At 59.8% G+C, this 26,354-nt stretch carries 28 protein-coding genes; 17 read left to right on the forward strand and 11 right to left on the reverse strand.

Annotated elements, in window-relative coordinates:
* Positions 1–18: 18 nt before the first annotated feature.
* Both prlC and ACYZTK_RS14935 read left to right on the forward strand, forming a co-directional pair.
* Complete coding sequence (gene prlC / locus ACYZTK_RS14930; RefSeq protein ID WP_462010595.1) at positions 19–2,097, forward strand: oligopeptidase A; 2,079 nt, start codon at positions 19–21, stop codon at positions 2,095–2,097.
* Complete coding sequence (locus tag ACYZTK_RS14935; RefSeq protein ID WP_462010596.1) at positions 2,094–2,381, forward strand: YheV family putative zinc ribbon protein; 288 nt, start codon at positions 2,094–2,096, stop codon at positions 2,379–2,381. The genes prlC and ACYZTK_RS14935 overlap by 4 nt, the downstream gene beginning before the upstream one ends.
* A gap of 45 nt (positions 2,382–2,426) precedes the next feature.
* On the opposite strand, the gene ACYZTK_RS14940 is transcribed toward ACYZTK_RS14935, so the two are convergent.
* Both ACYZTK_RS14940 and ACYZTK_RS14945 read right to left on the reverse strand, forming a co-directional pair.
* Positions 2,427–3,083: a dual specificity protein phosphatase family protein gene (locus ACYZTK_RS14940; RefSeq protein WP_462010597.1), complete on the reverse strand. Its 657-nt coding sequence runs from the start codon at positions 3,081–3,083 to the stop codon at positions 2,427–2,429.
* A gap of 191 nt (positions 3,084–3,274) precedes the next feature.
* A complete protein-coding gene (locus ACYZTK_RS14945; RefSeq protein ID WP_462010598.1) occupies positions 3,275–3,580 on the reverse strand; it encodes a hypothetical protein in 306 nt (101 codons plus the stop codon).
* Between the two features lie 203 nt (positions 3,581–3,783).
* Here ACYZTK_RS14945 and ACYZTK_RS14950 point away from each other — a divergent pair, with 203 nt between their 5' ends.
* The 3 genes from ACYZTK_RS14950 (at position 3,784) to ACYZTK_RS14960 (ending at position 7,431) form a co-directional block, all read left to right on the forward strand.
* Positions 3,784–4,842, forward strand: coding sequence for a PA0069 family radical SAM protein (locus ACYZTK_RS14950; protein WP_462010599.1), 1,059 nt, complete (start codon positions 3,784–3,786; stop codon positions 4,840–4,842).
* Between the two features lie 241 nt (positions 4,843–5,083).
* Complete coding sequence (locus ACYZTK_RS14955; RefSeq protein ID WP_462010600.1) at positions 5,084–5,815, forward strand: carbonic anhydrase; 732 nt, start codon at positions 5,084–5,086, stop codon at positions 5,813–5,815.
* 89 nt (positions 5,816–5,904) lie between these two features.
* Entirely contained in the window at positions 5,905–7,431 is a 1,527-nt protein-coding gene (locus tag ACYZTK_RS14960; protein ID WP_462010601.1) for a SulP family inorganic anion transporter, read from the forward strand.
* Positions 7,432–7,582: 151 nt separating this feature from the next.
* Here ACYZTK_RS14960 and ACYZTK_RS14965 read toward each other — a convergent pair whose 3' ends face one another.
* The gene (locus tag ACYZTK_RS14965) at positions 7,583–8,233 is read right to left on the reverse strand and encodes a hypothetical protein (protein ID WP_462010602.1); all 651 of its coding nucleotides are present in this window, start codon (positions 8,231–8,233) and stop codon (positions 7,583–7,585) included.
* 368 nt (positions 8,234–8,601) lie between these two features.
* Between ACYZTK_RS14965 and coxB the strand changes: the two genes are divergently transcribed.
* The 5 genes from coxB to ACYZTK_RS14990 all read left to right on the forward strand — a co-directional run bounded on the left by coxB (position 8,602) and on the right by ACYZTK_RS14990 (position 12,992).
* Positions 8,602–9,729: a cytochrome c oxidase subunit II gene (gene coxB, locus ACYZTK_RS14970; RefSeq protein WP_462010603.1), complete on the forward strand. Its 1,128-nt coding sequence runs from the start codon at positions 8,602–8,604 to the stop codon at positions 9,727–9,729.
* An 82-nt stretch (positions 9,730–9,811) separates the two neighbouring features.
* On the forward strand, positions 9,812–11,401 hold the full coding sequence (gene ctaD / locus ACYZTK_RS14975) for a cytochrome c oxidase subunit I (protein ID WP_462010604.1): 1,590 nt from the start codon (positions 9,812–9,814) through the stop codon (positions 11,399–11,401).
* Positions 11,398–11,535: a hypothetical protein gene (locus ACYZTK_RS14980; protein ID WP_462010605.1), complete on the forward strand. Its 138-nt coding sequence runs from the start codon at positions 11,398–11,400 to the stop codon at positions 11,533–11,535. Before ctaD ends, ACYZTK_RS14980 begins: the two co-directional genes overlap by 4 nt.
* Positions 11,528–12,079, forward strand: coding sequence for a cytochrome c oxidase assembly protein (locus tag ACYZTK_RS14985; RefSeq protein WP_462010606.1), 552 nt, complete (start codon positions 11,528–11,530; stop codon positions 12,077–12,079). The genes ACYZTK_RS14980 and ACYZTK_RS14985 overlap by 8 nt, the downstream gene beginning before the upstream one ends.
* 25 nt (positions 12,080–12,104) lie before the next feature.
* The gene (locus ACYZTK_RS14990; RefSeq protein ID WP_462010607.1) at positions 12,105–12,992 is read left to right on the forward strand and encodes a cytochrome c oxidase subunit 3; all 888 of its coding nucleotides are present in this window, start codon (positions 12,105–12,107) and stop codon (positions 12,990–12,992) included.
* A gap of 20 nt (positions 12,993–13,012) precedes the next feature.
* Here ACYZTK_RS14990 and ACYZTK_RS14995 read toward each other — a convergent pair whose 3' ends face one another.
* Positions 13,013–13,216 carry a twin transmembrane helix small protein gene (locus ACYZTK_RS14995; RefSeq protein WP_054617194.1) on the reverse strand — a complete coding sequence of 68 codons (204 nt, stop codon included), beginning with the start codon at positions 13,214–13,216 and terminating at the stop codon, positions 13,013–13,015.
* Positions 13,217–13,286: 70 nt separating this feature from the next.
* Here ACYZTK_RS14995 and ACYZTK_RS15000 point away from each other — a divergent pair, with 70 nt between their 5' ends.
* The 5 genes from ACYZTK_RS15000 to ACYZTK_RS15020 are packed head-to-tail and all read left to right on the forward strand — an operon-like array spanning position 13,287 to position 17,195.
* Positions 13,287–14,027: an SURF1 family protein gene (locus tag ACYZTK_RS15000; protein WP_462010608.1), complete on the forward strand. Its 741-nt coding sequence runs from the start codon at positions 13,287–13,289 to the stop codon at positions 14,025–14,027.
* On the forward strand, positions 13,993–14,586 hold the full coding sequence (locus ACYZTK_RS15005) for a hypothetical protein (RefSeq protein WP_462010609.1): 594 nt from the start codon (positions 13,993–13,995) through the stop codon (positions 14,584–14,586). Before ACYZTK_RS15000 ends, ACYZTK_RS15005 begins: the two co-directional genes overlap by 35 nt.
* Before the next feature lie 10 nt (positions 14,587–14,596).
* Complete coding sequence (locus ACYZTK_RS15010) at positions 14,597–15,676, forward strand: COX15/CtaA family protein (RefSeq protein ID WP_462010610.1); 1,080 nt, start codon at positions 14,597–14,599, stop codon at positions 15,674–15,676.
* Complete coding sequence (gene cyoE, locus ACYZTK_RS15015; RefSeq protein WP_462010611.1) at positions 15,664–16,563, forward strand: heme o synthase; 900 nt, start codon at positions 15,664–15,666, stop codon at positions 16,561–16,563. Before ACYZTK_RS15010 ends, cyoE begins: the two co-directional genes overlap by 13 nt.
* The gene (locus ACYZTK_RS15020; RefSeq protein WP_462010612.1) at positions 16,560–17,195 is read left to right on the forward strand and encodes an SCO family protein; all 636 of its coding nucleotides are present in this window, start codon (positions 16,560–16,562) and stop codon (positions 17,193–17,195) included. The genes cyoE and ACYZTK_RS15020 overlap by 4 nt, the downstream gene beginning before the upstream one ends.
* Positions 17,196–17,365: 170 nt before the next feature.
* Here ACYZTK_RS15020 and ACYZTK_RS15025 read toward each other — a convergent pair whose 3' ends face one another.
* The 3 genes from ACYZTK_RS15025 to ACYZTK_RS15035 all read right to left on the reverse strand — a co-directional run bounded on the left by ACYZTK_RS15025 (position 17,366) and on the right by ACYZTK_RS15035 (position 19,900).
* Positions 17,366–18,139, reverse strand: coding sequence for a MetQ/NlpA family ABC transporter substrate-binding protein (locus tag ACYZTK_RS15025; RefSeq protein ID WP_462010613.1), 774 nt, complete (start codon positions 18,137–18,139; stop codon positions 17,366–17,368).
* Between the two features lie 79 nt (positions 18,140–18,218).
* Positions 18,219–18,893: a methionine ABC transporter permease gene (locus ACYZTK_RS15030; RefSeq protein WP_462010614.1), complete on the reverse strand. Its 675-nt coding sequence runs from the start codon at positions 18,891–18,893 to the stop codon at positions 18,219–18,221.
* Entirely contained in the window at positions 18,893–19,900 is a 1,008-nt protein-coding gene (locus ACYZTK_RS15035) for a methionine ABC transporter ATP-binding protein (RefSeq protein WP_462010615.1), read from the reverse strand. The genes ACYZTK_RS15030 and ACYZTK_RS15035 overlap by 1 nt, the downstream gene beginning before the upstream one ends.
* Positions 19,901–20,162: 262 nt before the next feature.
* On the opposite strand from ACYZTK_RS15035, the gene katE reads away from it, so the two are divergent.
* Positions 20,163–22,301 carry a catalase HPII gene (gene katE, locus ACYZTK_RS15040; protein ID WP_462010616.1) on the forward strand — a complete coding sequence of 713 codons (2,139 nt, stop codon included), beginning with the start codon at positions 20,163–20,165 and terminating at the stop codon, positions 22,299–22,301.
* A gap of 121 nt (positions 22,302–22,422) precedes the next feature.
* Here katE and ACYZTK_RS15045 read toward each other — a convergent pair whose 3' ends face one another.
* From ACYZTK_RS15045 to zur, 4 genes are read right to left on the reverse strand one after another with little or no spacing between them, the layout of a single operon-like run.
* Positions 22,423–23,139 carry a PA5502 family lipoprotein gene (locus ACYZTK_RS15045; protein ID WP_462010617.1) on the reverse strand — a complete coding sequence of 239 codons (717 nt, stop codon included), beginning with the start codon at positions 23,137–23,139 and terminating at the stop codon, positions 22,423–22,425.
* A gap of 37 nt (positions 23,140–23,176) precedes the next feature.
* Positions 23,177–23,965 carry a zinc ABC transporter permease subunit ZnuB gene (gene znuB, locus ACYZTK_RS15050; protein ID WP_462010618.1) on the reverse strand — a complete coding sequence of 263 codons (789 nt, stop codon included), beginning with the start codon at positions 23,963–23,965 and terminating at the stop codon, positions 23,177–23,179.
* A complete protein-coding gene (gene znuC, locus ACYZTK_RS15055; RefSeq protein WP_462010619.1) occupies positions 23,958–24,743 on the reverse strand; it encodes a zinc ABC transporter ATP-binding protein ZnuC in 786 nt (261 codons plus the stop codon). The genes znuB and znuC overlap by 8 nt, the downstream gene beginning before the upstream one ends.
* The gene (zur, locus tag ACYZTK_RS15060; RefSeq protein ID WP_462010620.1) at positions 24,743–25,225 is read right to left on the reverse strand and encodes a zinc uptake transcriptional repressor Zur; all 483 of its coding nucleotides are present in this window, start codon (positions 25,223–25,225) and stop codon (positions 24,743–24,745) included. The genes znuC and zur overlap by 1 nt, the downstream gene beginning before the upstream one ends.
* Before the next feature lie 66 nt (positions 25,226–25,291).
* On the opposite strand from zur, the gene ACYZTK_RS15065 reads away from it, so the two are divergent.
* Positions 25,292–26,212, forward strand: coding sequence for a zinc ABC transporter substrate-binding protein (locus tag ACYZTK_RS15065; RefSeq protein WP_462010621.1), 921 nt, complete (start codon positions 25,292–25,294; stop codon positions 26,210–26,212).
* The last annotated feature ends 142 nt before the right edge of the window (positions 26,213–26,354 follow it).

Consider the following 26,354-nt stretch of genomic DNA (forward strand, 5'->3'; position numbering starts at 1 on the left):
TGTAATTAAGATGGGGCAATGTTTCTTCCAGCCAAGGTGCCAACCGTGAGCGTGAACAACCCTCTTTTGCAGTCCTACGACCTGCCGCCGTTCTCCGCGATCCGTGCCGAGCACGTGCAACCGGCCATTGAGCAGATCCTGGCGGACAACCGTGCCGCCATTATCGAGATCCTCAAGAGCCAGGGCAAACAACCGACCTGGGCCGGCCTGGTATTGGCGATGGACGAATTGAACGATCGCCTGGGCGCCGCCTGGAGCCCGGTCAGTCATCTGAATGCCGTGTGCAACAGCGCTGAGTTGCGCGAAGCCTACGAATCCTGTCTGCCTGCCTTGAGCGCCTACTCCACAGAGATGGGCCAGAACCGCGAGCTGTTCCAGGCCTTCGAAGCCCTGGCCAATAGCCCAGAGGCTGAAGGATTCGACGTAGCCCAGAAAACTATCCTGGAACACGCCCTGCGCGACTTCCGTCTGTCGGGTATCGACTTGCCTGAAGCTGAGCAAAAGCGCTACGCCGAGGTGCAGAGCAAACTGTCGGAACTGGGCAGCCGCTTCTCGAACCAGTTGCTCGACGCGACCCAGGCCTGGACCCGCCACGTCACTGACGAGGCCACCCTCGCCGGCCTGACCGACTCTGCCAAGGCGCAGATGGCTGCTGCCGCCCAGGCCAAAGGTCTTGATGGCTGGCTGATCACCCTGGAATTCCCGAGCTACTACGCGGTGATGACTTACGCCCACGATCGTGGCCTGCGCGAAGAAGTCTACGCCGCCTACTGCACCCGTGCGTCGGACCAGGGACCTAACGCCGGACAGAACGATAACGGTCCGGTCATGGAAGAAATCCTCGACCTGCGCCAGGAGCTCGCAAAACTGCTGGGCTTCGCCAGCTTCTCGGAACTGAGCCTGGCGACCAAAATGGCTGAGTCGAGCGATCAGGTCATCAGTTTTCTGCGCGACCTGGCAAAGCGCAGCAAACCGTTTGCCGCACAGGATCTGGAGCAGCTCAAGGCGTATGCCGCCGAGCAAGGCTGCCCGGACCTGCAAAGCTGGGACAGCGGTTTCTACGGGGAAAAACTGCGCGAACAACGTTACAGCGTTGCCCAGGAAACGCTTCGTGCCTACTTCCCGATCGACAAAGTACTGGGCGGCCTGTTTGCCATCGTCCAGCGTCTGTATGGCATCGAGATCGCCGAGCAGAAAGGCTTCGACACCTGGCACCCGGATGTCCGGTTGTTCGAGATCAAGGAAAATGGTCAGCACGTGGGTCGCTTCTTCTTCGACCTGTATGCTCGCGCCAACAAGCGCGGCGGAGCCTGGATGGACGGCGCCCGCGACCGCCGCCGGACCGCTGAAGGTGCGTTGCAGAACCCGGTGGCTAACCTTGTGTGTAACTTCACTCCAGCTGACAGTGGCAAGCCAGCCCTGTTGACCCACGATGAAGTAACCACGCTGTTCCACGAATTCGGTCATGGCTTGCACCACCTGCTCACCCGCGTTGAACACGCCGGCGTTTCCGGTATCAACGGTGTGGCCTGGGATGCAGTCGAGTTGCCAAGCCAGTTCATGGAGAACTGGTGCTGGGAGCCGGAAGGCCTGGCGTTGATCTCGGGTCACTATGAATCCGGTGAACCGCTGCCACAGGACCTGCTGGAAAAAATGCTCGCGGCAAAAAATTTCCAGTCCGGCCTGATGATGGTCCGCCAGCTTGAATTCTCGCTGTTCGACTTCGAACTGCACGCTACCCACGGCGATGGTCGCAGCGTCCTGCAAGTGCTCGAAGGAGTGCGTGACGAGGTTTCGGTGATGCGGCCACCGGCTTACAACCGCTTCCCCAACAGTTTTGCGCACATTTTCGCTGGCGGTTACGCCGCGGGTTACTACAGCTACAAATGGGCTGAAGTACTGTCTGCCGACGCATTCTCGAAGTTTGAAGAAGATGGCGTACTCAACGAACAAACCGGTCGCGCCTTCCGCGAGGCAATCCTGGCCCGAGGCGGTTCACAGGAGCCAATGGTGCTGTTCGTCGACTTCCGTGGCCGTGCGCCATCGATTGACGCACTCTTGCGCCACAGCGGCCTGAGTGAGGAAGCGGCAGCATGAGTGAGGGGCCTGTGATTACCAAACGACGCTTTATTGCCGGTGCTGTGTGCCCGGCATGCAGCGAGCCGGACAAGTTGATGATGTGGAGCGAGGACGACGTTCCCCATCGTGAATGCGTGGCCTGTGGTTATGCCGACACGCTCAATGCACAAGGCTTGTCCGTGCCCAAGGAATTGGGTACGCGGGTCAACACTTCGGCACTGAAGGTCGCGGACGCGAAAGTTCAGGCAGTCCAGTTTTTCCCGAACCCGAAATTGAAGAAAAAGCCTGACGAGCAACCGTGAGTCGCCGCCACCTTTGACCTCTGAAAGGGAATGGGGTGGCGCTGTTCACTGCTGCGAGTCGACATGCGCCGATTTGAACCAGCTCTTCATCGAGCAGGCAGCGAAAGCACTGGTGCTACAGTCGCCATTGGCCAGTGCGGTGCGTAGCTTGTCGACATCGGCCTGCATCATGTAACGCACGCCATCGCGGTAATGGGCGTTGTCACCGAAGCCGCCCTGCGTCATTTCACTCAGGGCCTCTTCCTTGCTCCACCCTTGAATGACAACCCGATACATCGCCGCCATCAAACCCGTGCGATCGGAGCCGTGCTTGCAGTGCATCAGCACCGGCCCATTGTTCTCTGCGTCGCGGATAGTTCGAAGTACCTTCAATACATCTGCATCATCCACGTGATTAGTCCGGTATGGCAGTTGTACTTGGGTGACTCCTGGGGATGACAGCCAGTTCGAATCCGCCTCGGGCAGGAAGTTGATGACCGTGGTGACCTTCAGTTCCTGCAGCAGCGGCATCGCGTTTCGATCCGGCAGTGCACTGCGGTAGAGCGTGGGAGACATTTGAAAAAGGTTGTACCGCGCCTCGACCGGCTGAGCCCATTCCCCAGGCCGGGTGAACGAGGAATCTTCGGCGTACGCATGCGGGAGGCTGAACAATGCGGCGAGCGAACAGATTAGTGCCGCAAGTGATAGACGTAATGGGAGCATGCTCAAACGACCGTGTGCCTGGCTTGGAAGAGTGACCCTATTTTCACTGTTGAACAGTCAATGGTTTGTGAGGCCATTGTCAAAGATCCGTGAATTCAAAAAAAACGGCGCAAAGAAACCGCGCCGAAGTTCAGGGAAAGGGGGCTCGATGTATTACTTATTTGAACTTGTATGCAGCTGTCCCGCAGCGATCAGGGATTAACGATTTTTGAATAGGCTTTTGCTAATGCCAGCAGAACTGACTTGTCCTGCGCATCGATATCTCCGTCGCCATCCAGGTCAGTAGACGCGGCGCGCATGGAGAAGGTGGCGCCGCGGTCGTTCGACACGGCTTCGCGGCTTGTGGAGTCCAGTAAAGAATAGATTACCTCCCGGTTGACCGGATCGTACCCTTCCTCCTTTAATGCGAACTGCATGGAAACCCGCACTTCGTTCGGGCTTACTACAGAGGGTCGTAACAGTTGAAGAAAAATACCGCGCTGATTGTAGAAAGACATTTATTAAATCCTTTTAATAACTGAGGAATCAGAACTTCCGTAGACCAAAGAATACTGACACTACCGATCAATAAGCTAGCCACCATGTATTTCTCAACATGACCTGAACACACTGCGAAATATTCAGGAAATAGCCGAACGGCACTGGCTGATTGAGTCAAGGCCGTATACTGTATAAGCATACAGCTGATGAGGCCCGATCGATGGCTACTCCACTTCCACCCCGTGGCCGCGGCACTGCCACCAACCCGCACAATCGGTTCGCTCCGAATCGTTCGGTAGCCGAAGACGACGGCTGGTACCAGGAGGTGCCGCTGACCCAAGGCACGGAAGTGCGCTTCGAAACGGCAAAAACCATCATCACCCGTAACAACTCGCCGGACCTGCCCTTCGATCGTTCGATCAACCCCTATCGCGGATGTGAGCATGGGTGCATTTATTGTTATGCCCGGCCCAGTCATGCTTACTGGGACATGTCACCCGGACTGGACTTCGAAACCCGACTGATCGCCAAGACCAACGCTGCCGATGTGCTGGAAGAACAGCTGTCCAAGCGCGGTTACCAGTGCGCACCGATCAACCTGGGTTCCAACACCGACCCGTACCAACCGATCGAACGCGAACACAAAATTACCCGCCAGACCCTGGAAGTGCTGCTGCGCTACCGGCATCCGGTCACCATCATCACCAAGGGTTCGCTGATTCTTCGGGACCTGGACCTGCTGACCGAACTTGCCGAGCAAAAACTGGTGGCGGTGATGATCAGCCTGACGACCCTGGATGATGAGCTCAAGCGCATTCTCGAACCCCGAGCCGCCGCACCCAAGGCCCGCCTGCGAGCGATCCGCGTGATGCGCGAGGCCGGAATTCCGGTCGGGGTGCTGTGTTCGCCGATGATCCCGATGATCAACGACAGCGAACTCGAAAGCCTGCTCACCGAAGCCTGCGCCGCCGGCGCCAGCAGTGCCGCCTACATGATGCTGCGGCTACCATTGGAAGTGGCACCGCTGTTCGAAGAATGGCTGGCGGCGCACTATCCGCAACGGGCAGCTCATGTATTGAGCCTGATTCGCCAAAGCCGCGGCGGTGAGTTGTACGACAGCCGATTTGGCGCTCGAATGCGCGGCGAAGGTCCCTTCGCCGACCTCCTAGCGCAACGTTTTGCCAAGACCATCAAGCGCCTGGGGCTTAACCGCCGGGAAGGTTTTGACCTGGACTGCAATGCCTTCTGTCCCCCGGGTCGCCAAATGTCGCTGATTTGAGGACAATTGGCCTATGGTTGAGGAGTGACGAAGCAACTTGCCATCACCCAGTCACGTTTTTTGTGACCTGGAACACACGTTCTAGAGCGGTTGATTCAGTTTGAGTTAAGTTTCGCGGACTACCTTGTTCATCGAGTGACTGATGGGTCGAGATTTCTGGCCTGGATGTTTTTAGCAGCCACTGGCTTCATACCGGACAAAACGGGACACTTCCCTGACTCCGCCAAAGAGGATGAATTTCATGAGTGACAAGGATAAACAGCCGTTGGCTGCGTCGGCTTCCGCCCAACCCGTGGCTGAAACCGCCGATGCAGCGTTGCAGCATATCGTTGACGGCTTTTTGCATTTTCATCACGACGTTTTTCCCCAGCAGGAAGAACTCTTCAAGAAACTCGCCACCGCGCAAAGTCCCCGGGCAATGTTTATTGCCTGCGCCGATTCGCGCATCGTTCCTGAATTGATCACCCAAAGCGCCCCCGGCGATCTGTTCGTGACCCGTAACGTCGGCAACGTCGTGCCGCCTTACGGACAAATGAACGGCGGTGTTTCTACCGCTATCGAATATGCGGTGCTGGCGCTTGGTGTGCAGCACATCATCATCTGCGGGCATTCCGACTGCGGCGCCATGCGCGCGGTGCTGAACCCCGACAGCCTGGAAAAGATGCCAACGGTCAAAGCCTGGCTGCGCCACGCCGAAGTGGCGAAGACGATGGTTCATGAGAACTGCAACTGCGCCGATGAAAACGAAAGCATGCACGTGCTCACCGAAGAGAACGTGATCGCGCAACTCCAGCACTTACGCACGCACCCTTCAGTGGCCTCGCGCATGGCCAACGGTCATCTGTTTATTCACGGCTGGGTCTACAACATCGAAACCAGCGAAATCAAAGCTTACGACGCGGACAAAGGTTGTTTCCTGCCACTGGATGGCACCCATCCGATCCCGGTGGCGACGCCCAAAGCGCGCTTCTAACTCCTCCTAAACCCCTGTGTGGCAAAGCCGAGGTTGCTCAACAAGCAGCCGGGCTTTGCCACGCCTGAAGAAATGTCGGGAGAATCAATATGCGTGCTGCGCAACTCAAAGCTGTTCTACCCCGGGAGCTGCTGGCTTCGGTAGTGGTATTCCTGGTGGCCCTGCCCTTGTGCATGGGCATCGCCATCGCTTCAGGCCTGCCGCCTGCAAAAGGCTTGATTACCGGGATCATCGGTGGCCTGGTAGTGGGCTGGCTGGCCGGCTCGCCCCTGCAAGTCAGTGGCCCGGCGGCCGGGCTGGCGGTACTGGTCTTCGAGCTGGTGCGTCAGCATGGCATCGCCATGCTCGGGCCGATCCTGCTGCTGGCGGGATTTCTGCAACTGGTGGCCGGTCGGTTGAAACTGGGCTGCTGGTTTCGGGTAACGGCACCTGCAGTGGTCTACGGCATGCTCGCCGGTATCGGCGTGCTGATCGTACTGTCCCAGGTCCATGTGATGCTCGACTCCGCGCCCAAGCCCTCTGGCCTGGACAACCTGACGGCCTTCCCTGCCGCCATCGCACAAGCCTTGCCGTCATTCGGCTGGCAAGCGGGCTTGCTCGGACTGTCGACGATTGCCGTGATGTGGCTATGGGAAAAATTCCGTCCACACTCCCTGCGCTTTATTCCGGGCGCTTTGCTCGGCGTCGGACTGGCGACCGGCGCCAGCCTGATACTGGCCTTGCAAGTCAAACGGGTTGAAGTCCCGGCAAACCTGGCGGAAGCCATCGACTGGCTGAAACCGGCGGACTTGCTGAACCTTGCCGATCCAACCTTGCTGATCGCCGCGTTTGCCGTGGCCTTCATCGCCAGCGCCGAAACCTTGCTCTCTGCCGCTGCGGTAGACCGCATGCACAGCGGCCAGCGCTCCGACTTCGACCGGGAGCTGTCGGCTCAAGGCGTGGGCAATATGCTTTGCGGCTTGCTGGGTGCCCTGCCAATGACCGGTGTGATCGTGCGAAGCTCGGCCAACGTGCAGGCCGGCGCCACCACTCGACTGTCGACGGTGTTCCACGGTTTGTGGCTGCTGGCCTTCGTACTGCTGCTTTCCAGTGTGTTGCAAAGTATTCCAGTGGCGAGCCTGGCAGGCGTATTGGTCTTTACCGGGTTCAAGCTGGTCGACCTCAAGGCATTTCGCGGCCTGGGGCGTTACGGTCGGATGCCTATGTTTACCTACGCGGCGACTGCGCTGGCGATCGTCTTCACCGACCTGCTGACGGGCGTGTTGATCGGCTTTGGCCTGACGCTGGCCAAGCTGGCGTGGAAAGCTTCGCGCCTGAAAATCAGCCTGATCGATTTGCCAGCAGAGGGTGAAATGGAGCTGCGCCTGAGCGGTGCGGCGACCTTTCTCAAAGTACCGGCGCTGACCCAGGTGCTGGGCACTATTCCCCCGGGCGCAACCGTGCATGTGCCGCTCAATAACCTGAGCTACATCGATCACTCGTGCCTGGAACTGTTGGAGGAATGGGGGCGGGCCAATGCGGCGAAGGGTTCGAAGCTGCTGATCGAGGCGCGGGGGTTGAAGCGCAGGCTGGAAGGGCGGTTACGCACGACCACCGGCGTAGGATCCGCAGGATAAAACACGATCAATGTAGGAGCGAGCCTGCTCGCGATGGCGGCCTGTCAGTCACATCAATCTCGGATGTGCCAACGCCATCGCGGGCAAGCCTTGCTCCCACAGCCTTGGTCCCAAAGGCTCGCGCTCACATGGGATTATTTCAGACAGGCAATCAAGCCGCAGGCTGATCCAGGTCCAGGCCCAAACCTAACCGACGCGACATGCATGGCCAGCGTTTCCACGCGGCACCTGTGTCGGGACTGCTCAGTTTCTCGCGATAGGCGTCCACCGACTCCAGCGCGAAGCTCTCATTATTGAGCATCTCGTCGAGGGCGTGATGCACCACCTCATCCAGCTGGTTGGCGAATTCCTCACCGATCAACTGATGGGCAATCAGGTTGGCGACAGTCATGTCCAATGGGATCAATGGCTGCCCCAGATGCTTGATATACAGGTCGTTGACCTCTTCGACAAAGCGATGCGCCAGATAGGCTTCATCCAGCAGGCTGTCGAGCCCGATGTGACCAGCCATGACCGCTGGCGGCTGGATAAAATACTGCTCGGCAATTTTCAGCACCGGCTTGATCTGCGATTCGATGCCCGCTTCCCTGGCCACTTCATTCGCAGCATCCAGCAGGTCAGGCACCTCGTCGATGTAGGCGGCGACAAATCGTGTCAGCACGCCATTGGCGTCCGTCTCTGGCAACTGGATGGACGGGTGTAGATGAGGCAGTTTGGTTTCCAGCTGACGGGTCAGCAGGCCAGTCTCGGCTTCGTGTTGTTGGGCTTTTTGGATCTGCTCGCGCAATGCGGCGGTGTTCATGAAAACTCCAGGAAACAAGGCAAAGAAATAGGGAAGACATAACTTAGCTGCCGTAGGAAAAATCCTCAGACACATTTGTCATAATTATTTCACCCTTAAGACATCAAAGTTATATCCATTTGCCACCACTCGTCTGCATCCTTCTCCATTCGTGCCCTTGAGCGCAAGAGGTCACTGTCTCGTTTGTTTTACCACATCGCATTGCGAGGTCGCGGTCGCTGTCTATACTCGGGTTGGAATGGAGTTAGCTGATGACGCCCGACTGCACACGCAGCAAGGCCCGGCAATCAAGTTCGTAGTCTGAAAAGCCGCTCCCTTGCCACTGGTGAAAGCCGGCGGGATAACAAGAACGATAAGGGGAACCCGCAATGATGCGACATCCACACGTCTGGATGGGCCTCCTGTTGTGGTCGATTTTCAGCCAGGCGCAAGCCGCCTGGACTGTGAATATGGCGCCTGGAGCGACTGAAATCAGTCACGCAGTATTTGACCTGCACATGACCATTTTCTGGATCTGTGTAGTGATCGGCATCATCGTCTTCGGCGCCATGTTCTGGTCGATGATTCTCCACCGTCGCTCAACCGGGCAGGTGGCCGCGAAATTTCATGAAAGTACTACAGTGGAAATCCTCTGGACCATCGTGCCCTTCCTGATCCTGGTGGCCATGGCGGTTCCCGCAACTGCAACCCTGATAAAGATGTATGACTCCAGTGAGCCGGATATCGATATCCAGGTCACCGGCTATCAGTGGAAGTGGCACTACAAATACCTGGGCCAGGACGTCGAGTTTTTCAGCAACCTGGCCACCCCCGCCGAGCAGATCCACAACAAGGAAACCAAGGGCGAGCATTACTTGCTCGAAGTCGACAAGCCGCTGGTGCTGCCGATCGGCGCCAAGGTGCGTTTCCTGGTGACCTCCGCCGACGTGATCCACTCCTGGTGGGTGCCGGCCTTCGCGGTCAAGCGCGATGCGATTCCCGGTTTCGTCAATGAAGCCTGGACCCGTGTCGACAAACCCGGCATCTACCGCGGCCAGTGCGCCGAGCTGTGCGGCAAGGATCACGGCTTCATGCCGATCGTGGTCGAGGTCAAGGAAAAGGCCGATTACGAAAAATGGCTGGGCGAACGCAAGGCCGAAGCTGCGCAACTCAAAGAGCTGACCAGCAAGGAATGGACCCTCGACGAGCTCAAGGAGCGCGGCGACAAGGTCTACCACACAGCCTGCGTAGCCTGTCACCAGGCAGAAGGCCAGGGCCTGCCGCCGATGTTCCCGGCACTCAAGGGCTCGAAAATCGCCACCGGACCAAAAGATGCACACCTGGGCATTGTCTTCCACGGTAAACCCGGCACGGCCATGGCGGCGTTCGGCAAGCAGCTCTCGGAAGTCGATATCGCGGCGGTCGTGACCTACGAACGTAACGCCTGGGGCAACAACAAAGGCGACATGGTCACTCCTAAAGAAGTGCTGGAGCTGAAACAGGCGGAAAGCAAATGACCCGGTCTATTGCGTACCCAAGGAACCGGTCGGGGCAGTACGCCCCGGCCTGCCCAGCCCATTCGTTCTCGGGAGAACGGCCATGAGCGCTGTAATCGATGATCACGGTCATGCCGCTGACCATGCCCACGGCCCTGCCAAAGGCCTGATGCGCTGGGTGCTGACCACCAACCACAAGGACATCGGCACCCTGTACCTGTGGTTCGCGTTTTCCATGTTCCTGCTCGGCGGGTCGTTCGCGATGGTGATTCGCGCCGAACTGTTCCAGCCGGGCCTGCAGATCGTCGAACCGGCGTTTTTCAACCAGATGACCACCATGCACGGCCTGGTGATGGTCTTCGGCGCGGTAATGCCGGCATTCGTCGGCCTGGCCAACTGGATGATCCCGTTGATGATCGGCGCGCCAGACATGGCGCTGCCACGCATGAACAATTTTAGTTTCTGGCTGTTGCCGGCGGCGTTCATCCTGCTGGTTTCGACCCTGTTCACTCCGGGTGGCGGGCCGAACTTCGGCTGGACCTTCTACGCCCCGCTATCGACCACCTATGCCCCGGAAAGCGTGACGTTTTTCATCTTCGCCATCCACTTGATGGGGATCAGTTCGATCATGGGCGCGATCAACGTGATCGCCACCATCCTCAACCTGCGCGCCCCCGGCATGACATTGATGAAAATGCCGTTGTTCGTCTGGACGTGGCTGATCACCGCGTTCCTGTTGATCGCAGTAATGCCGGTCCTGGCCGGATGCGTGACCATGATGCTGATGGACATCCACTTCGGCACCAGTTTCTTCAGTGCCGCCGGTGGCGGTGACCCGGTGTTGTTCCAGCATGTGTTCTGGTTCTTCGGTCACCCCGAGGTGTACATCATGATCCTGCCGGCCTTCGGTGCCGTCAGCTCCATCATCCCGACCTTTTCGCGCAAACCGCTGTTCGGCTACACCTCGATGGTCTACGCCACGGCGAGTATCGCGTTCCTGTCGTTCATCGTCTGGGCGCACCACATGTTCGTGGTCGGCATTCCGTTGGTGGGCGAGCTGTTCTTCATGTACGCCACATTGCTGATTGCAGTGCCGACCGGGGTCAAGGTGTTCAACTGGGCCAGCACCATGTGGCAAGGCTCGCTGACCTTCGAAACACCGATGCTGTTTGCCGTGGCGTTCGTGATCCTGTTTTCTATTGGCGGCTTCTCCGGGCTGATGCTGGCCATCGCCCCGGCGGACTTCCAATACCAGGACACTTACTTCGTGGTCGCGCATTTCCACTATGTGCTGGTGCCAGGGGCAATCTTCGGGATCTTCGCCTCGGCCTATTACTGGCTGCCGAAATGGACCGGCCACATGTACGACGAAACCCTCGGCAAGCTGCACTTCTGGCTCTCGTTCATCGGCATGAACATGGCGTTCTTCCCGATGCACTTCGTCGGGCTGGCGGGCATGCCGCGGCGGATTCCGGACTACAACCTGCAGTTCGCCGACTTCAACATGGTGTCGTCGATCGGCGCGTTCATGTTTGGCGCCACGCAGATCTTCTTCCTGTTCATCGTGATCAAGACCATCCGTGGCGGCCCACCAGCACCGGCCAAACCGTGGGACGGGGCAGAAGGCCTGGAATGGAGCATTCCGTCGCCGGCGCCTTATCACACCTTCACCACGCCGCCGGAAGTGAAATGAACACACTACCCAATGTGGGAGCGGGCTTGCTCGCGAAGAACGATGACGCGGTGCTCCTGTTAAACCGCAGCGCCTGCTTCGCGAGCAAGCCCGCTCCCACAGTCATCGGCGCCGAGGGCGGGGATCATGGCTGACTCGATTTCAATGAAAAAACTCGTCACCCGCCTGCTGCTGGTGGTAGTGACGATGTTTGTCTTCGGCTTCGCCCTGGTGCCGATCTACGACGTGATGTGCAGGGTGTTCGGCATCAATGGCAAGACCGCAGGGCAATACGAGGGCGAGCAGGTCGTCGACACCTCACGGCAAGTGCGCGTGCAATTTCTGTCCACCAACTCTGCCGACATGTCCTGGGATTTTTATCCCAAGCACGACGAGCTGACCGCCAACCCGGGCGCAGTGAACGAGATGATTTTCATCGCGCACAACCCCACCGATCGCCCAATGAGCGCCCAAGCCGTGCCGAGCATCGCGCCCAGCGCAGCGGCCGCGTACTTCCACAAAACTGAATGTTTCTGCTTTACCCAGCAAGTGCTGCAGCCCGGTCAGCGGATCGAGATGCCGGTACGTTTCATCGTTGACCGTGACATGCCCAAGGATGTGAAGCACCTGACGCTGTCCTACACGCTGTTCGATATCACCGCCCGACACCCACCGGTAGCAGTAAACACTGGCGGCTGAGCGTGCCCGATAAGGAGAACAATAAATGGCAACTCATGAGCACTACTACGTACCGTCCCAGAGCAAGTGGCCGATCATTGCCACGGTCGGCATGTTCGTCACCGTGTTCGGCCTGGCCACCTGGTTCAACGACCTGAAAGCAGCGCGGCCAGAATCTCATGGCCCACTGATTTTTTTCGTCGGCGGCCTGCTGCTGGCCTACATGCTGTTCGGCTGGTTCGGCACGGTGATCAAGGAAAGTCGCAGCGGCTTGTACAGCGCGCAGATGGACCGGTCGTTTCGCTGGGGCATGAGCTGGTTCATCTTTTCCGAAGTGATGTTTTTCATCGCCTTCTTCGGTGCGCTGTTCTATGTGCGGCAAGTCTCCGGTCCCGCGCTCGGCGGAGAAGGCCCTAAGGGCCTGGCACACATGCTGTGGCCGAATTTCGAGTTCGTCTGGCCTCTGCTGAACAATCCTGACTCGAAACTGTTTCCACCACCCAAGGACGTGATCAGCCCATGGGGCCTGCCGTTGCTCAACACCGTGTTATTGGTGAGCTCCAGCGTGACCGTGACCATCGCCCACCATGCCTTGAAAAAGGGCCATCGCGGCGCGCTGAAAATCTGGCTGGCGATCACTGTGCTGCTGGGGTGTGCGTTTCTTGGCTTCCAGGCTGAAGAGTACATCCACGCTTACAAGGAACTGGGCCTGACCCTGGGTTCGGGCATCTACGGCGCGACGTTTTTCATGCTCACCGGGTTTCACGGCGCCCACGTCACCATGGGCACGATCATTCTGTTTGTGATGTTGATGCGGGTGATGCGTGGGCACTTCGACAACGAGCATCAGTTCGGCTTCGAGGCGGCGAGTTGGTACTGGCACTTTGTGGATGTGGTGTGGATCGGGTTGTTCGTCTTCGTCTACGTGTTGTAGGAGCAAGCTCGCTCCTACAGTTACCAGGGTGCGTGAGAAACCAACTGGCCGCTGAAAAACCCCCAGGCTATCAAGCCGACGGTGATGGCAGCCAAGGCCACACGAATACTCAAGGCAATGACGAGGCGGTTCGAGCTGCTGTCGTCCTTGACCAGAAAAAACAGGCCGCTGAACAGGCTGACAACCGTGGCAATCAGCATCAGGACGATGGCTGCTTTGAGCATGGTGAGACTCCAGGGGAAATGCGATGCACTTGAGTATAGCTATCGCGACTACCGACTTTCTGGCGACGTCATGAAGCGCTTCCGGCCGGGCCTCGTGCCGACGATGGTGGTCGCAATATTGCTGCCACTGCTGGTCTCGCTCGGGTTTTGGCAACTGAGCCGTGGCGCGGAAAAAAGCGCGCTGCTGCAAAGCTATGCCGAGCGTCGAGTGGCTGAGCCGATGGCCAGCACCGAGCTGCAGCACACCGAAGACCCGGCCTTTCGCCGGGTCATGCTGCACGGCCAGTTCGATGCCGCGCACAGCCTGTTGCTGGATAACCGTCAACGAGACGGCAAGGTCGGGGTCGAGCTGCTGCAACCGTTTCAGGATCAGGCCAGCGGGCTGTGGCTGCTGGTCAATCGCGGCTGGCTGCCCTGGCCAGACCGGCGCATCCCACCGCAATTCACCACGCCGGCCCAAGCCCTGACGCTCAACGCATGGGTGTATATGTCCCCCGGCGCGACGTTCCAGCTCCACGCCGACCCGGCCACCACGGCCTGGCCACAACTGGTGACGGCAGTTGATCCGGCGAAGCTCTGGCCAGTGCTCGGTCGCGACGGTTTCGCCTACGAATTACGTGCAGAACCGGGCCCTGCCGCCTACCAGGCCGATTGGCCGGTGGTCGCCATGGGCCCGGAGAAACACATCGCTTATGCCGTGCAGTGGTTCGCCATGTCGATCGCCCTGCTAGGCCTCTTTATCTACCTCGGCTGGTACAACGCAAAGGAGAAACACCATGGGAGCGGCCATGAATCCACCCAGCATGTCTGACGCGAAATCGCCGGCGAGTCGGCGCAGAGGGCGTTTGCAACTGCTGCTGATTCTGCTTGGGGTGATCGGTCCGATGATCCTCGCCACCGGCATGTACAAACTGCAGTTCTGGGTGCCCGAGGGTCGCAGCTACCACGGCGAGCTTATTGGCAACGGCCAGACCCGCGCCGACCTTGGCATTCAGGCGCAAGAGCAACGCTGGCAGATGCTGGTGACGGCGCCCAGGGATTGCTCGGTGGACTGTCAGCAACTGGTGTACCTGGCGCGCCAGGTGCAAATTGGCCTGTCCCGCGATGCCTCCCGCGCCAGTCACGCGCTGGCAGCAGCGCAACCGCTGAGCAACGAGTACGAAGCCAAGCTCACTCGGGAATACCCGCAACTGCAGCGCTATCCCATGGACCTGACTACCTTCAGCAAAGCCACCGGTGACCATGCCAAACCGCAACTGTGGATCATCGACCCGCACGGCAACCTGGTGCTGCGCTACGACCCGACAGTCAAGGGCAAGGACCTGCTCAACGACCTGCGCCACCTGTTGAAACTGTCGAACATCGGATAAGGGCATCGTCATGGCCAAACCTGGATTTCGCCTCGCACTGTTCGCCACCCTGCTGGCACTGATTGTGGTGTTGCTCGGTGCGTACACCCGCCTGACCCATGCCGGCCTCGGCTGTCCGGACTGGCCGGGCTGCTACGGCTTTATCAGCGTGCCGAAAAGCGAAGCCCAGCTGGCCCATGCCGAGCTGCATTTTCCCGATACCCCCGTCGAAGCCCATAAAGGCTGGAACGAGATGATCCATCGCTATTTCGCCGGCACCCTCGGACTGCTGATTGCGGTACTGGCCGGTCGCGCGTGGGTGCATCGCCGGCATCCGGGGCAACCGGTGAAGTTGCCGCTGTTCCTGCTGGCCGTGGTGATCGCCCAGGCTGCGTTTGGCATGTGGACAGTCACGCTCAAACTCTGGCCACAGGTCGTCACCGGGCATCTGCTCGGCGGCTTCGCCACCTTGAGCCTGCTGTTTTTGCTGACCTTGCGCCTGTCAGGGGTACTGCCGGCGCTGACCGTACCGCGGCGTCTGCAGTACTGGGCCACCGCCGGCCTGCTGCTAGTGATCGGGCAGATTGCCCTCGGCGGCTGGGTCAGCTCGAACTACGCTGCGGTGGCTTGCGTCGACTTCCCCACCTGTCATGGACAGTGGCTGCCACCGGCTGATTTCGCCAATGGCTTTCACCTGACTCAACACATCGGCCCGAACTATCTAGGCGGGCAACTGGACAGCGATGCCCGCACCGCCATCCACCTGACCCACCGCATCGGCGCCCTGCTCGTGACCCTGGTACTGCTGGGCCTGGCCTGGCAACTCAAGATCGTCGGCATGACACGGTTGGCGGGACTGGTGCTGGTGGCGCTCGCCGCACAGATCACCCTGGGCATCAGCAACGTGGTGTTCCACCTGCCGTTGCCAGTGGCCGTCGCACACAACGCTGGTGGCGCTGCTTTGCTGCTGTCGCTGGTGCTGGTCAATTATCACGCGCGAACCAGCCTGGTTCGGGTCAAGCAGCAAGCCCCCGCACGCTGGCGGTTCAGCCCGCGTAAACATTCAGCCGGGCCCATAACAATAAAAGGAGAGATGCCATGGCGACTCTGATCGGCGAACGTCACAGCCAGGCGGTTTGGCGTGACTACCTGGAGCTGACCAAGCCAAAAGTGGTGGTGCTGATGCTGATCACCTCCCTGGTCGGGATGTTCCTCGCGACCCGCGCCGGGGTGCCGTGGACGGTGCTGATCTTCGGCAATCTGGGGATCGCGCTGTGTGCCGGCGGCGCTGCGGCGGTCAACCATGTGGTGGACCGGCGCATCGATGCCGTCATGGCGCGCACGCACAAACGGCCCCTGGCCGAAGGCCGGGTTTCACCGGCCGCCGCGCTGACCTTCGCCCTGGTGCTGGCACTGCTCGGCCAGGCCCTGTTGCTGACGTTCACCAACCCGCTGACCGCTGGGCTGACCCTGGCTTCACTACTGGGTTACGCGGTGGTCTACACCGGCTTCCTCAAGCGCGCCACTCCACAAAACATCGTCATCGGTGGCCTGGCCGGCGCCGCGCCACCGCTGCTCGGCTGGACCGCTGCGACCGGCCATGTCAGCGCCGAACCCCTGCTGCTGGTGCTGATCATCTTCGCCTGGACCCCGCCGCACTTCTGGGCCCTGGCGATTCATCGTAAGGAGGAATACGCCAAGGCCGACATTCCGATGCTGCCGGTCACCCACGGCGAGCACTACACCAAGGTGCACATCCTGCTCTACACCTTCGCGCTGCTGGCCGTCAGCCTGATGCCCTACGTGATCCACATGAGCGGCCTGCTCTACCTGGTCTGCGCCCTGGGTCTGGGCGCGAGGTTCCTGCAATGGGCCGTGGTGCTGTACCGTGGCACTCGGCCGCACGCGGCGATCAACACGTTCAAGTACTCTATCTACTACTTGTTCCTGCTGTTTATCGCGCTGCTCGTAGACCACTACTTACTGTTGAACCTATGACTCGAACTCAGAAAACCGTCTTCATCCTCGTCGCCATGATCGCGCTGGTGCTGGGCCTGACCATCAACAAAGTGTTGTCCGGCAAAGGCCAGGGCGACCCGACAGCGCTGATCGACGCCGGCATCATCCTGCTGCCGCAAAGCCGCAACCTGCCGGACCTGACCATGACCGACCAGGATGGCAAGCCGGTGGCGGTCGACGAGTTGAAAGACAAATGGTCACTGCTGTTCTTCGGCTACACCTTCTGCCCGGACATCTGCCCGACCACCCTCGCCCAACTGCGGCAGATCAAGAGCGAGTTGCCGGCGGAGGCCCGAGACAAGCTGCAGATCATCCTGGTCAGCGTCGACCCCAACCGCGACACGCCCAAGCAGCTGAAGCAGTACCTGGGCTACTTCGACCCGCAGTTCATCGGCCTGACGCCGACATCGATCGAAGACCTGCAGAAATTCGCCAACGCGGTAAGCATCCCGTTTATCCCGGCGGACACCAGCAAACCAAACTACACGGTGGATCACAGCGGCAACCTGGCAGTGATTGGACCGGATGGCACGCAACGCGGGTTTATTCGGGCGCCATTGAATAATGTGAAGCTGGTGGCGCAGTTGCCGGTGATGCTCAAGCGCAAGTAAACGCCGCAATCCCTGTGGGAGCGGGCTTGCTCGCGAAAGCGGTGTGTCAGTCGACATAGATGTTGAATGACACACCGCTTTCGCGAGCAAGCCCGCTCCCACAGGGGACCATATTTCAGGCAGAAAAAAGGGGCGCATTGAATGCGCCCCTTTTTCGTTGCTTCAGCCAATCAGAACGCTGGCAATACCGCGCCCTTGTACTTCTCGAGAATGAACGCTTTTACTTCCGGAGTGTGCAGCGCAGCAATCAGCTTCTTCATCGCTTCGCTGTCCTTGTCGGCCGGGCGGGCGACCAGGATGTTCACGTACGGCGAGTCGTTGCCTTCGATGACCAGCGCGTCCTTGGACGGGTCGAGCTTGGCTTCCAGCGCGTAGTTCGTGTTGATCAGCGCCAGGTCGACCTGGGTCAGCACGCGCGGGATGGTGGCGGCTTCCAGTTCGCGGAATTTCAGGTCCTTGGAGTTCTCGGTGATGTCCTTGATGGTCGACAGGATGTTGTTCGATTCCTTCAACTTGATCAGGCCAGCCTTCTGCAGCAGCAACAGGGCACGACCGCCGTTGGTGGCGTCGTTCGGGATCACCACGTTGGCGCCGCCTGGCAGCTCGGCCAGGGTTTTGTATTTGCTGGAATAGGCGCCCAGGGGCTCCAGGTGCACGCGGGCCACCGCTACCAGGTCGGTGCCCTTGGCCTTGTTGAACTCATCCAGGTACGGCTGGTGCTGGAAGAAGTTGGCGTCCAGGCGCTTCTCGGCGACTTGCACGTTTGGCTGGATGTAGTCGGTGAAGACCTTGACCTTCAGGTCCACGCCTTCCTTGGCCAGGGCTGGCTTGATGAATTCGAGGATTTCGGCGTGCGGGACCGGAGTGGCGGCGACGGTCAGGGTTTCAGCAGCCTGGGCAGAGAACGCAGCAACGGCGGCGAACGCGACGAGTAGTTTTTTCATTCAGCTAACTCCATGTGAGGCGCCAGTTCGCGGCGCCTGCCAGCGAATGGCCGGCTCATTTGTAATAGACGAAAAATGTTTATTTGCGGGAAAAATGCACAACCAGCTTGTCGCCGACGGTTTGCAGCACCTGGACCAGCACCAGCAGCAATACCACGGTCACGACCATCACATCGGTCTGGAAGCGCTGGTAGCCAAAGCGGATCGCCAGGTCACCCAGGCCACCGGCGCCGACGACACCGGCCATCGCCGTGTAGGAAACCAGTGTAATAGCTGTCACCGTAATCGCCGCGAAGATGCCCGGACGGGCTTCCGGCAGCAAGGCGTTGGTGATGATCTGCCGCGTGGTCGCACCCATGGCCTGGGTCGCCTCGATGATGCCGCGGTCGACTTCACGCAAGGCAGTTTCCACCAGTCGCGCGAAGAACGGCGTGGCGCCCACCACCAGCGGTGGAATTGCGCCCGCGACGCCCAGGGAGGTCCCGGTGATCAGCACGGTAAACGGAATCATCACAATCAACAGAATGATGAACGGCAGCGAACGCAGGATGTTCACCACCAGCGACAGCATCGCGTAGATGCCTTTGGCTTCGAGCAACTGCCGCGGGCTGCACAGGAACAGCAGCACGCCCAGTGGCAGGCCCAGCAGCACGGTGAACAACAGCGAACCGCCGAGCATCAGCAAGGTATCGCCAGTGGCCAGCCAAATCTCGAACCAGTCGATGTTGGAGAAGAAACTTGTCAGGGCTTCCATCAGCGCAGCACCTCCATGTGAACGTCAGCGGCGGTGAAGCGGGCAAAGGCCGCCTCCATGTCGCCACCGGTGACGGCCAGGGTAAGTTGCCCGTAAGGGACGTCTTTGATGCGGTCGATGCGGCCGGCGAGGATGCTGTAGTCCACACCGGTCTCGCGAGCGACGGTACCCAGTAACGGTGCGTAGGTTGCTTCGCCCTGGAACGTCAGACGCACAATGCGGCCGGGTACATGAGCGAAATCGTCGCGCTGCTCGCCTTCATCGACCTGCTCGGCTTCCTGCACAAAACGCTTGGTGGTCGGGTGTTTGGGGTGCAGGAACACCTCTGCCACCGAGCCTTGCTCGACGATCACACCCGCGTCCATCACGGCCACCTGGTCGCAGACCCGGCGGATCACGTCCATTTCGTGAGTGATCAGTACGATGGTCAGCTTCAGCTCGCGGTTGATCTCGGCCAGCAATTGCAGGACCGACGCGGTGGTCTGCGGGTCCAGGGCGCTGGTGGCTTCATCGCACAGCAGGATTTTCGGCTTGGTCGCCAGCGCACGGGCGATACCAACGCGCTGCTTTTGCCCACCGGACAATTGCGCCGGGTATTTCTTCGCGTGGTCGGACAGCCCGACCCGCGCCAGCAATTCAGCGACGCGCTGGTCGATCTGGCTGCGCGACAGTTCGCCAGCCAGGGTCAGGGGCAACGCGACGTTGTCGGCCACAGTCTTGGAAGCCAGCAGGTTGAAGTGCTGGAAGATCATCCCGACCTGTTGGCGGAAGCGGCGCAGGCTGTTGGCGTCGAGCGCAGTGACTTCTTCGCCGTCGACGAAAATCTTGCCGCCCGTGGAGTTCTCCAGGCGGTTGATCAGACGCAGCAGGGTACTTTTCCCCGCGCCGGAATGGCCGATCAGGCCATACACCTGGCCATTCTCAATCGTCAGACTGGTCGGGTGCAGGGCGGGAATATCCTTACCGGCGACGCGGTAGGTTTTGTGGACGTTTTGAAACTCGATCACGTAGCGAACCTTGTGGGGCGCGTTGGAAAAGGGTCAGCGGTTAGCCGGGCGCGCATTTTAGCCTGTCCGTATAGAGGTTCTTAGCATTTATTTCGCATTCAACCAGCGATTTGGCAATAACGCGATCAAAGGTCAGAAAAAAGGAACGGCTGAAACACTCGCCAGTCACTACTTAAGCAGCTCGAGAATGACCAGGTGCCGTGCCTGGAACCTTGCTCACAAGTCCGGCTAGGACGAGATCGCAACGAGGAGTTTACGACTGATGAGTACCAAGAAACCTGCCCCACCGAAAAGCGAACTGGCCGGGACCGATACCCTGGACCGAGGCAACACTAATACCAAGCTCGACCGCCTGGAAGAGTTTCGCTCCGACGCCACGGGCCAGGCCCTGCGCACTAACCAGGGCGTGAAGATTGCGGACAATCAGAATACGTTGAAGGTCGGCGCGCGCGGTCCTTCGCTGCTTGAAGACTTCATCATGCGTGAAAAAATCACGCACTTTGACCATGAGCGCATTCCTGAGCGTATCGTGCATGCCCGCGGCACTGGCGCCCATGGTTACTTCCAGACTTATGAAAACCATGCGGCACTGACCAAGGCCGGCTTCCTCCAGGACCCGGGCAAGAAGACTCCAGTGTTTACCCGCTTCTCCACGGTGCAGGGCCCGCGTGGTTCGGGCGATACCGTGCGCGACGTGCGCGGTTTTGCCGTGAAATTCTTCACCGACGAAGGCAACTTCGATCTGGTGGGCAACAACATGCCAGTGTTCTTCATCCAGGACGCGATCAAGTTTCCCGATTTTGTGCATGCGGTGAAGCCTGAACCGCATAACGAGATTCCCACCGGCGGCTCGGCTCACGACACCTTCTGGGACTTCGTTTCCCTGGTGCCGGAATCGGCGCATATGGTGATCTGGGCGATGTCCGACCGCGCGATTCCGAAGAGTCTGCGCAGCATGCAGGGTTTTGGCGTGCACACCTTCCGGCTGATCAATGCCGAGGGCAAATCGCGTTTCGTCAAATTCCATTGGCGCCCTTCCAACGGCACCTGCTCGCTGGTTTGGGATGAAGCGCAGAAGTTGGCCGGCAAGGACACCGACTTCCACCGTCGCGATCTGTGGGAAGCGATCGAGATGGGCGATTACCCGGAATGGGAACTGGGCGTACAGATTGTCGAAGAAGAGAACGAACACTCCTTCGACTTCGACATTCTCGACCCGACCAAGATCATCCCTGAGGAAACCGTGCCTATCACGCCGTTGGGCAAGATGGTGCTGAATCGCAACCCGGACAATTTCTTCGCCGAAACCGAGCAGGTCGCATTCTGCCCGGGGCACATCGTGCCGGGGATCGATTTCTCCAACGACCCGTTGCTGCAAGGTCGACTGTTTTCCTACACCGACACGCAGATCAGCCGTCTGGGTGGCCCGAACTTCCACGAAATCCCGATCAACCGTCCGGTTGCGCCGTTCCACAACGGTCAACGTGACGCGCTGCATCGCACCACCATCGACAAGGGACGCGCTGCTTACGAGCCGAATTCCATCGACGGTGGCTGGCCGAAAGAGACTCCACCTGCTGCCCAGGACGGCGGTTTCGAGACGTATCCTGAGCGTATCGACGCCAACAAGATCCGTCAGCGCAGCGAGTCGTTCAGCGACCACTTCTCCCAGGCGCGGCTGTTCTTCCACAGCATGAGCAAGCACGAGCAGGAACACATCATTGCGGCGTACAGCTTCGAGCTGGGCAAGGTCGAGCGCGAGTTCATTCGTGCGCGTCAGGTTAACGAGATCCTGGCCAATATCGATCTTGAGCTGGCTGCACGTGTTGCCGCGAACCTCGGTCTACCAGCTCCCAAGGCAGGTACGGTCGATGTGCCGAAGACTTCGCTGGACCGCTCACCTGCACTGAGCCAGGCCAACCTGCTGCCTGGTAACATCAAAAGCCGCAAGGTGGCGATTCTGGCGGCGAACGGCGTCGATGGCGCGGCGATTGATGCGTTGAAAAAAGCGTTAGCGGCTGAAGGTGCCCACGCCAAGCTGCTGGGGCCTACCTCGGCACCGGTGACCACTGCTGACGGCAAGGCGCTGCCAGTGGATGCCTCAATGGAAGGCTTGCCGTCCGTTGCATTCGATGCGGTGTTCGTGCCGGGTGGTGCAGCGTCGATCAAGGCGTTGAGCACTGACGGCGTGGCGCTGCATTACGTGCTCGAAGCCTACAAGCACCTGAAAGCAATCGCGCTGCACGGCGAAGCCAAGCAATTGCTGGATGTGCTGAAGCTGGAGGCCGATGCAGGATTGATCGTGGGGGCGGATACGAAGCTGTTTAAACCGTTTATTGCGGCGATCGGGCAGCATCGGGTTTGGGATCGTGAGCCGAAGGCCAAGGCGGTTCCGGCTTAAGATTTGTAGCGACGGCAAGGACGCCATCGCGGGCAAGCCTTGCTCCCACAGGGCCCGGAGTCGATCACCATTTTTGTGACCGGCTCCGGCCCTGTGGGAGCAAGGCTTGCCCGCGATGCTTTTAAGGCTTACGCGGACTCAAAACTACCTGCGCCGGAATATTGCGCAAAATCTGCTTCTTCAATTTCAGATCAAACCCCGAATCCAGCTTCTTCACCCGCTTGGTCAACAAAGTCGCCAACCATGGATAATCCTGGGTACGCGGCGCCTGAATGCTCACATCGCACTGATAATTCACCACGTCCGCAGCAATTGCATCCAGCTGCCGGCGCAGCTTTGCCATGTCCGTCAGATTCAGCGCCACCGTGGTGCTTTCGGCTGTCGGGTCGATGACTTTGGCCGGTGGTTTGGCTTCGGCCGCCATCAGCGCCGCTTCGGCTTTATCCAGTTCAGCCTTGCGCGCATTGACGATGGCGTTGTTGACCCCACCCGTCAGCGCAGGCGCCTTGGGCATCAACGCCCGAGCGCGGCTAAGCGCCGTGGCGGCGGCATTCACATCACCTTTTTGCAGGACAATGCGGCTGCGCAGCAGATAGGCCTCGGCCAACTGGCGCTGGTATTGCTCGAGCGATTGATCGTTGGGCGCTTCTGCCTGAAGGGCAGCCAGTTGCCCTTCAGCGGTTGCCAGCTCACTGCCGGCAAGGCTTTGTTCCAGCTGCGCGATAGCCGCAGCCCGCGCATCAGTGACCTCGGGGGCCGCCGGCGGCGTACTTTGGCAAGCGCCCAGTAGCAAAGAAAATGCGACAAGGAGCAGATAACGGGAGGTGAACGGCTTCATTCCTGCGACTCTCTATTTGCGCAAAAAACGAGCAAGTCTACACCCCTCGACGGGGCAGGACAAAACTCAGCAGAAACAGCGCGGCCGCCGTCACCACAATCGACGGGCCTGCCGGGGTGTCCTTGAACCAGGACAGCGCCAGGCCGCCACACACCGCGAGCATGCCCAGCAGGCTCGCGCCCAGCGCCATCTGCTCTGGCGAACGGGCGTGACGCTGGGCCGCAGCGGCCGGAATGATCAGCAGCGAGGTGATCAGCAACACCCCGACAATCTTCATCGCCACCGCGATCACCACGGCAATCAACAGCATCAAGGTCAGTCGCAGTGACGCAACCGGCAACCCCTCAACCTTGGCCAGCTCTTCATGCACGGTGATAGCCAGCAACGGACGCCACATCGCCACCAATACCGCCAGCACCGCCGCACTCCCACCGAGAATCCAGGCCAGATCGCCCGGGCTGATGGCTAGAAGGTCGCCAAACAGATAAGCCATCAGGTCGATCCGCACTTCATGCATGAAGCTTAGTACGACCAGGCCGAGCGAGAGGGTGCTCGGTGCGAGAATGCCCAACAGTGTGTCGGACGCCAGCGGTTGGCGTTGCTGCAAAGTCACCAGCAGGACCGCAAGCAGCAGACAGCCCACGGTGACCGCGACGGTCGGGCTGACATCCAGCAGGAAACCCAGAGCCACGCCAAGCAGCGCGGCGTGGGACAGGGTATCGCCGAAATAGGCCATGCGCCGCCAGACCACAAACGAACCCAGCGGACCCGCTACAAGGGCCAGGGCCAAGCCTGCAAGCAGGGCGTAGAGCAGAAAATCAGCCATGCTTGCAGCCATCTCCGTGAACATGGGTAGAGGCCGACGGGGCCGTGGTCACCACCGAGCCATGCAGGTCGTGAGCATGGTCGTGGTGGTGGTGATAGATCGCCAGGCTTTGCGCATTCTTGCCGAACAGCTCGACGAAAGCCGGATCGCCGCTGACCTGCTCGGGATGCCCGGAGCAGCAGACATGCCGGTTCAGGCAGACCACCTGGTCGGTGGTGCTCATCACCAGGTGCAAGTCGTGCGACACCATCAGCACGCCGCAGCCATGGCGGTCGCGCAGGCGGGTGATCAGGCTGTAGAGCTCGGCCTGACCCGCCACATCAACGCCTTGCACCGGCTCGTCGAGCACCAGCAGTTGCGGCTCGCGCAACAGCGCCCGGGCCAGCAGGACTCGCTGCATCTCACCGCCGGAAACACTTTGCACCGGGCTGTCGATCACCTGCTCGGCGCCGACTTCCTTCAACGCAGCCTGCGCCCGGGCACGGTCCACTCCGGGCACCAGGCGCAGAAAGCGCAGCACTGATAGCGGCAGCGTCGGGTCTACGTGAAGTTTTTGCGGCATGTAACCAACCCGCAGTTTCGGCTTGCGCCATACGCTGCCGCTGTCCGGTTTCAACAAACCGAGCACGGCCCGCACCAGGGTCGTCTTGCCGGCACCGTTGGGACCGATAAGGGTGACGATCTGCCCCGGTTCGACGCTCAGTTCGATGTTATCGAGGACGTTCTGCCCGGCGAACGTCACAGATACCTGCTCAAGACGGATCAGCGCGTTGCTCATCAGGCCCCCTGGCAACCTGAGCACAGCCCGACCACTTCGACGGTCTGGCCTTCAACCACAAAACCGACATCGTTGGCGCTGTCGACGATCGCGTCACTGATGGATTTTTGTTCCAGTTCGATGGCCGCGTGGCATTCCCGGCAGATCAGGAACTGGCCCTGATGCGCATGCTCGGGGTGGTTGCAGCCGATAAACGCATTGAGCGACGAGATCCGGTGCACCAGGCCGTTTTCCAGGAGAAAATCCAGCGCACGGTACACGGTAGGCGGCGCGGCGCGGCGGCCGTCCTGCTCGCTCAGCACTGCCAGAATGTCGTACGCCCCCAGCGGTTTATGGCTTTGCCACACCAGCTCCAGCACCCGCCGACGCAGGGCGGTCAGGCGCAAGCCTTGACGCGCGCACAGGGCATCGGCCTCGGACAATGCGCTGTGGACGCAATGAGAGTGGTCGTGGGGACGGCTGGCTATCGGTGTTTTTGGCATGAGCGGCGACGAGTTTTGTGAGAGACGTTATTATGTTACCTGTTCTCGCCTCTTCGAGTGGTCATTGTGTCCCGACTTTTTTCTTTCTTTGTTACATTTCTCGCCAGTTTCATGCTGATCGGCAGCGCCCATGCCGAGGTCAGGGTGCTGACCAGCATCAAGCCGCTGCAGTTGATCGCCGCTGCGGTGCAGGATGGTGTGGCGATTCCGGAAGTACTGCTGCCGCCGGGTGCCTCGCCCCATAACTATGCGCTGCGCCCTTCCGACGTACGGAAGGTGCAGGAAGTCGACCTGATCTACTGGATCGGCCCGGATATGGAAGGTTTCCTGCCTCGGGTGCTGAAAGGTCGTACGTTGCCCAGCGTTGCCGTGCAGGATCTGCCGGGCCTGAAACTGCGGCATTTTGCTGAAGACAGCCAGTCTCACGCCGAAGAAGCGGACGAGCATGATCATGACCACCGCCCGGGCACCCTGGATGCGCATTTGTGGTTGTCGCCGATAAACGGCCGGGTGATCGCCACGAAAATGGCCGCCGACCTGAGCGCCGCAGACCCCGCCAATGCCGCGCGTTACGAAAGCAACCTCAAGGCTTTCGATGAGCGCCTGGATGCGCTGGACCTGCGCCTGAAGGAACGTCTGGCGGGCATCGCCGGCAAGCCGTACTTTGTGTTCCACGAGGCGTTCGACTATTTCGAAGACGCCTACGGCCTCAAGCATGCTGGCGTGTTCAGCGTTGCTGCCGAGGTGCAACCGGGCGCCCAGCACGTCGCGGCCATGCGTACGCGGTTGCAGGAAGTCGGCAAGACCTGCGTATTCAGCGAACCACCGCTGCGTCCGCGCCTGGCGGAAACCCTGGTGGCTGGCCTGCCGGTGAAACTGGCGGAGCTGGATGCATTGGGTGGGTATACGCCAGCGACGGCCCAGGGGTATGAGCAGGTACTGGAGAAGTTGGGGAATGATCTGGCGGGGTGTCTGGAGTCTCTGTAGGCAACCCAAAACCCTGTAGGAGTGAGCCTGCTCGCGATAGCGGTGGCAGATTCAGCACTGATGCTGGATGTTATTCCGCTATCGCGAGCAGGCTCACTCCTACAGGGGTTGTAGTGATTCCAGATATTGCCCGTCCGGCCTT

Source organism: Pseudomonas sp. LB3P31 (genome assembly GCF_054897945.1).